This window comes from Kiritimatiellia bacterium, from assembly GCA_028715905.1.
Taxonomy (GTDB): domain Bacteria; phylum Verrucomicrobiota; class Kiritimatiellia; order JAAZAB01; family JAAZAB01; genus JAQUQV01.
Map to the genome: position 1 here is coordinate 1 of JAQUQV010000067.1, position 5047 is coordinate 5047.

Annotated in this window: 9 protein-coding genes; all 9 read right to left on the reverse strand. The window is 60.6% G+C overall.

Annotated features, from left to right (window positions below; translation table 11 throughout):
* Nucleotides 1-553, reverse strand: a 553-nt coding sequence (locus tag PHP98_10430) for a hypothetical protein (protein MDD5484042.1), incomplete at its 3' end; no start/stop codon positions are given.
* 21 nt (nucleotides 554-574) lie between these two features.
* Nucleotides 575-1234, reverse strand: coding sequence for a hypothetical protein (locus tag PHP98_10435; protein ID MDD5484043.1), 660 nt, complete (start codon nucleotides 1232-1234; stop codon nucleotides 575-577).
* Nucleotides 1221-2357, reverse strand: a complete 1137-nt coding sequence (locus tag PHP98_10440; protein ID MDD5484044.1) for a baseplate J/gp47 family protein — start codon at nucleotides 2355-2357, stop codon at nucleotides 1221-1223. The genes PHP98_10435 and PHP98_10440 overlap by 14 nt, the downstream gene beginning before the upstream one ends.
* A 57-nt stretch (nucleotides 2358-2414) precedes the next feature.
* Nucleotides 2415-2780, reverse strand: a complete 366-nt coding sequence (locus tag PHP98_10445; protein ID MDD5484045.1) for a DUF2634 domain-containing protein — start codon at nucleotides 2778-2780, stop codon at nucleotides 2415-2417.
* 10 nt (nucleotides 2781-2790) lie between these two features.
* Complete coding sequence (locus PHP98_10450; protein ID MDD5484046.1) at nucleotides 2791-3138, reverse strand: hypothetical protein; 348 nt, start codon at nucleotides 3136-3138, stop codon at nucleotides 2791-2793.
* Nucleotides 3135-3914, reverse strand: a complete 780-nt coding sequence (locus PHP98_10455) for a hypothetical protein (GenBank protein ID MDD5484047.1) — start codon at nucleotides 3912-3914, stop codon at nucleotides 3135-3137. The genes PHP98_10450 and PHP98_10455 overlap by 4 nt, the downstream gene beginning before the upstream one ends.
* A gap of 1 nt (nucleotide 3915) precedes the next feature.
* Nucleotides 3916-4260 carry a hypothetical protein gene (locus tag PHP98_10460; GenBank protein MDD5484048.1) on the reverse strand — a complete coding sequence of 115 codons (345 nt, stop codon included), beginning with the start codon at nucleotides 4258-4260 and terminating at the stop codon, nucleotides 3916-3918.
* A gap of 12 nt (nucleotides 4261-4272) precedes the next feature.
* A complete protein-coding gene (locus PHP98_10465; protein ID MDD5484049.1) occupies nucleotides 4273-4836 on the reverse strand; it encodes a hypothetical protein in 564 nt (187 codons plus the stop codon).
* The coding region (locus tag PHP98_10470) for a hypothetical protein (GenBank protein MDD5484050.1) at nucleotides 4837-5047 on the reverse strand (211 nt) is incomplete at its 5' end.

The following is a 5047-nucleotide window of genomic DNA, read 5'->3' on the forward strand; positions in this document are numbered from 1 at the left end:
CGAAATGGAAGAAGATGTGTTCGTCTGCATCCTTATCGAAGGCGCAGATAAAATAGTCATGGTTGGCTCCTTCCACCTGCTTCTTTTCCGCCCCGTTTGTAAGTGCCGGGATAGCTCCGGCGGCGGTCAAGACAGCGACGCGCGTGCGATTCAGGGCATCGGTGTAGCCCTTGGTAGCGATATCAGAGGCGTGGCTCGGGTTCGCCACCCGCGCCCTGCCGGAAGCGTCCCGGCAGATGATCGCTCCCGGGGTGGCGGCGGAAGCCGCGCCGTGGACGCCGGCCTCGTCTTCGCCGACGTGATCGCTTAAGTCTCCGGCCAGCGAAACAATACCTGCGGCGTTGCCTGCAACCGTTTCGTCGTCATACCCTTCCCCGGCCAGGGCACTAACAAACTCGCGGATCTCCTTCAGGCATTTGTACGCCCGGTTAAAAAACCAGTCGAACCAGTCGGCGGGGGGCTTTTCCTCCGCCTCCCAGCCGCTGTCCTTTTTGCTCTGCGGCGGCGCCGTGCCCGTGGCGTTCCACTCGGGCAGGTTTTCAGTCCAGGGCATTAATCTCCACTCCCTTCGCGTTTACAGCGGCAGTTCGGTGTCTTGATCCGGGTCGTACACCGCGCCCAGCATGCCGCCCGTGTCCAGCGGCTCGAAGGTCACCGGGTCAAGGCCGTTGAACCCCTTCTCGCCGTCCAACTCTTTATCATCCGGGTAGGTCGGATTGTAGATGCTCGAAAACTCGAACGTCCCTTCCTGGAGCACGTTCGCCCGCACACCGGCGGCGACAATACAGTTAACCAAGCGTCCGAATTGGTTCAGCGTGAGCCCCGCTGCAAGCAGGCTACCCACAGGCAGGTCCACTTGGATCGCCGCAGGCTCGGCCGGCCACAGCTCCTGGATAACGATGCTTTCGGGCTCGGCGTCCAGGGTGATGGCCAGGACGCGGATCAAGGTGTTCATGCTGCCATCAGAGAGGTTGCGGGCGATCTTGCTCTTGATCAGGATCCGGTAGATCCCATCGGTGGCCTGGCCGCGGTGCTGTTGCACGTTATAGCCGATTCGGTCCAGGGTGGCCCCTACGGCCGTGTCAATATCCCGATAGGCCGCAGTATTGTCCAGGGCGGCTTTGAGCTCCTGTAGCTCCCCGGCCACGATCCCGAGCAGTTTACCGATGTTTGAATTCGGATCCCGGTTATAGCGGTAGGTCAGGCGTTTGAGCATATTCTCAACCAGAGGCATCGTCCACCACCACCTTGGTACTGTCGGTTTCGGCCACCTCATTGAAGTCAATCGTGATATTACTCGTTCCTGCCGATTGACCGGCCTCGTTGACGGTCACCGCCACGTCCCGCACCCCGGGGATTTGGTAACACCGCTCAATAATCTTCGAGTAGATAACATCCTGCCCCATGCTCAATCCGGCGTAGAGCGCGCCGTCGGCGTCATAGCCGCCGATGTAGCGAATGATCTCGGTCCGGATACGCTCATGGCCGTCCGCCGGGTATTCTGCGGTGTAATCGACCGCTACGTCAACTTCGATATTCACCACCTCGGCCGGCGTGTAGCTGATATTGTGCTCCTGCCCCGCGTCATCCTGCACGGTTTCAGTCTCACTCCCGTGCGCCTGGATCCCGGCGGCCTTGGTAGCCAGAATGGTGGCGGCGATATCTGCGGCCTCCCCGCCTAGGGTGTAGCACTCAATGCTCTTCGCGGGCCGCCCTGCCGCGTCTTCCTCCATGGTATTGTTTTCGACCACCAGGGCTGCCCGGACTCCGGCGGTCTGCAAAAGCGCCGCCCGGATAGAGTCCACGGTGGACGCCCCGCCGATGGCCACGGACTGCAGGTAGCGCTCTCTAAATTCGGCATCAGTCTCCCGGTTGCGGCCGCCGGTGAGCTGCTCGGCGTTCGTCGCCTCGTCCACGCCCACGGCCGGGTTAATGATCTCGGTGATGGTGTTCATCGGGACGTTCCCTGCGGTGCCCGGTTCCTGGGCTACAATAGGGGCGGTGATGCTGCCGTCGGTATCAATAGTTACCCCTTCAGTCGTCTCGAACAGGAGGCCGTCCGCGGTGCCTACGACAAACCCCGCCGGGATAACGGTATCTTCGTCTCCGGTGATGGTGATCTCCCCGGTGGCACGCTCCGCCGGGCGGCGCACAATGCCCACGTAGAGACCCACCTTGTCCAGGGAGTGACCCGTGGCGGTGTCGACGAAGGCGGCGTTATAGACGCTCTCGGCCACCTGCCAGAGAATGCCGATTGACCAGGCTACGATGCGAAGAAAAAGCCCCAGGGGCGAACGCTCTGTTAAATTAATATTCTCGCCGAACAGGTTCCGCGCCCTAGCTTCCATGGCCGTCATAATATCGGCGTAACGCCGCCGCCGGAAGCCCTCGGGTAACAGTCCGTAGTCAGGCAATTAAAGCACCTCCTGCCCGGTGATAATTTCGCCGTCCATGCGCAGGGCAAAGGTAATTGTCAGAGTGCGGGTGGACGGGTCATAATCGAATTCCAGGCCTAAAACCTCGTCAATGCGGGATTCCTGGCGCAACGCCTTCATCATCGCCGCCCGGAAGCGGGCCTCGGCCGGTTTCTGGCCCAGCAACTTGTAGTGCTCCAGCCCATGAAGTGTGTTCAAAAACCACTCCCCGGCGTTGGTCTGCAAGAGAAGCCGCACCGCCTGGAGCTTCTCGTCGGCGCCCTCTATCATGCGGATACTATTCTGGCCGTCCAGCTGCAGGTCGCCGGTGTCCTCGTCGAGCAGGAAAGTATTTAGGTCCGTCATGGCCACCCTCCTATATCAAACCCACTACCACGCCGTCGGAGAGGTCGTGCCGCCGACCGCTGGAAGCCGCGTCCAGAGGCCGCTCCAAAAAGACCACCAGAACCTTGTCACCCGCCTCATAGTGCGGACCGGTGCATTCCAGCTCTCCCAATTCGGCGCAGGTGTACCGGTAGCGGTGGCGCAAAAGCGGCAGGTTGACCAGCAGCGGCGCCGGCTCGTTCCCGTCCAGCCGAACCAGGGGCACGGCGCTCGCCCGGTCACCACTTACGGCAGTGAGGCGGCAGGGCAGGGCGGTATGCAGCCGGCCCAATTCGCTGCCAAGCAGGTTTCGCAAAAACTTTATGGTATCGCCGCTCACGCCGGGACCACCTCCAGGCGGGTCTCAAAGTCCTCATCGCCACAAACATGCTCGCCCTTGACCACGCGGCAAAAGCCGGTCAGGTTTCGGCTTTCCACTTTGATAATTGAGTCCGCCCGGATGCGGTGATTGAGGAGCGATATTACGCGCCACTTTTCCTCACCGTCCTGGGTTTCAATCCGCTCCGGGTATTCCACCAGGCCGGTGTCATGGCGCAGCACGACGGCGATCCGGTTGCCCTGGTCCGGCGGCAGCACGAATACGGCGCCGTTGGAGATGTGCATTTTTGCCCCGCAATCGCTCACCACCTGTCGCAGCGCCGACTGCAGAGAACCAGAAAAGGTCCGCCCGCCCGGGTAGGTTACATCTTTTGGCAATTTGAAAGCCCCGATCTCTAAGCCGAACATTTTTAGCATGTCGGCGATGATCTGACTTGCCTTGATTCCCGCTTTATAAGCTTTGCTAATACGTGCGTTCAGCCACCGGTCCGTTGCGTCGCCTGCTTCCAGGCGCAGAATGCGCTCGTTGCCCGCGCCCCGAACCGTTTGCCAGAAGCTGCGCACTTCATCGGTGACGCCGGCCAGGATAGTTCCAGAATCGGCTTCATACCCGGCGTTGAGAATCACCGTTTGGCCGCACTTGAATTTGTTGACCGTGCTATCGGCCAGGTTGAAAATGTCTATCGTGGCCTGATTCGGCTCCGGCTCGGTGTCGAAGCGCAGCTGGAAGTGAATGTCAAAGGGCGGTGATTCGACTAGCGCCCCGCCGGATGCCACGCTAACCCTCCGCCTGAAGAGCTGCATCGTCCGCTCCCTCCCGGTTAATCACATACAAGTAAACGCTTTCTCCCAGGTTGTCCCAGCTTACGTCTTCCTCCCGCCAGGCGAGATCGAAAGGAATCAAGGCAACCCCGGGGAACCCCTCGGCGGCGCAGGTAGCAAACAAGGGCCAGGCATAGACCAGGCGCTCGCCGGCTGCCAGGAGTTCTTCCCCCCGGTAAAGATCCACCGTGAAGAAATCCCCTTCGGAATTGTAATGCATCTCCAGGGTATAGGTCGTTCCGGCCAGAGGAACGTCGAAGCGGTACGGCATCCGGTTTTTGTCTATCGCGATGAAGTCCATAATGATGCCCCTTTATTTTTTGAAAACCTTGCCCAGGTAATTAAGCGCTTTCACCAGTAGCGAAGTAGTCTTTGCAGGGGCTGCTTCCCGGGCCTCGAAAAGCGCATCCGGCCGCTGCGAGGGATGCGGCATCTGTATGCCCGCCGGAATCACTGGCCGGACCTGGGCGGCCACCGCTCCCGGAGCGGTAGGGGGGGTCACCGGGTCCGGGGCGACGTAGACAGCCGTCTCACTCACGGCTATGCGGATTTCACGCAGCTCCAAGCGAAAGCTGAAACCGTCGGCAATCCGCGCCGTGTGCGAAGCGGGAAAGCTTTGGATAATCATATTGCCGACAATATTCCGCCCGGAATATTCGAGCACCTCGCCCTTCTGGGCGTACTCCCGCAACTGCTCAAGCTTTTGCGCCGCGTCCTGGCCCACAACAACCCCGGAAACGATCAAAACAACGGGTCGCGGCCGGACGTGATCAACGATGTCGACACCCTGCTCAACCGAACGCTCGGTTACCTCGGCGGCATACTCGATATTCTCTTCTTCCACCACGCTGAAAACTACCTCGCCTAGGCTGGCCATTTAGTCACCTGCCCTCTTTCCAAGCCGCCGGAAAAAGGAATCCATCAGATCCGGGAATACGCCTTCAACCTGCGCACGTATCAGCTGCGCCGTCTCCCGGGGCCGGTCGGTACCGGTGACGTTGATCTCAATGTGCGGGGCCAGGGTATAGTCCGGTTTTGCGCCGGTATAAATGCCCCCGCCGCCGGCGCCGGCCAGGGCGGGGGCGCCC